The organism is Acidiphilium sp. PM (genome assembly GCF_000219295.1).
In the GTDB taxonomy this organism is placed as follows: domain Bacteria; phylum Pseudomonadota; class Alphaproteobacteria; order Acetobacterales; family Acetobacteraceae; genus Acidiphilium; species Acidiphilium multivorum.
In genome coordinates this window covers 1-720 of record NZ_AFPR01000548.1, presented here as the reverse complement: position 1 = coordinate 720, position 720 = coordinate 1, and the positions used below count along the sequence as shown (strand labels likewise).

Sequence of the window (720 nt, the reverse complement as noted above, 5' to 3'; positions counted from 1 at the left end):
ACGCTTCGAAACGACGGAAGGACCTGGAAATGGCAATCCGATATCAGGATGCAATCACTGACGACCGACTCGACGTTGCCGTTCGGAGACTGCTCGAGACCCGGGCGTGTGAGACAGATGTGGCGATCAGGGATCTGGCCATCAGGATCGTACGTGACGTGTTCTGCTTCTGCATCGCCGACGAGCCTGACGCCACGACAGGACGTTTGGCCTCGATCCATGAGGCAGTCGCTGCCGAGATTATATCACGGGCTGCGCGGATGGACTCGCTGACAGCACCCGATACGGACGCCGATTACAGGATCGATGCGGCCTCAAGGGATTCGTTTCCGGCCAGCGACCCGCCCGCCTGGATCTACTCTCACTGACTGCTGCACCCTCTGCCGGAAGTTGAGCAATGACCTATGTCGTCACCGAAAACTGCATCAAGTGCAAATACATGGACTGCGTCGAGGTCTGTCCGGTCGATTGTTTCTATGTCGGCGCGAACATGCTGGTGATTCACCCGGACGAATGCATCGATTGCGGGGTCTGCGAACCCGAATGCCCGGCCGAGGCGATCGTGCCGGATTCCGACGCGAAGGCGGACGCATGGATCGATCAGAACCGTGAATTGGCGGCCCTCTGGCCGAATATCACCCGCAAGGGAACCCCGCCAGAGGACGCCGACGCGTGGAAGGACAGGCCTGGCAAGGCCGCATTGCTCTCGAGGGAGCCCGG

At 60.3% G+C, this 720-nt stretch carries 2 protein-coding genes; both read left to right on the top strand.

The window, feature by feature from the left end; all coding sequences use genetic code 11:
• Window positions 1-368, top strand: a 368-nt coding sequence (locus APM_RS17895) for a hypothetical protein (RefSeq protein ID WP_206740706.1), incomplete at its 5' end; no start/stop codon positions are given.
• Between the two features lie 29 nt (window positions 369-397).
• Window positions 398-720: ferredoxin FdxA (gene fdxA / locus APM_RS17890; protein WP_007424809.1), on the top strand; the 323-nt coding region annotated here is incomplete at its 3' end.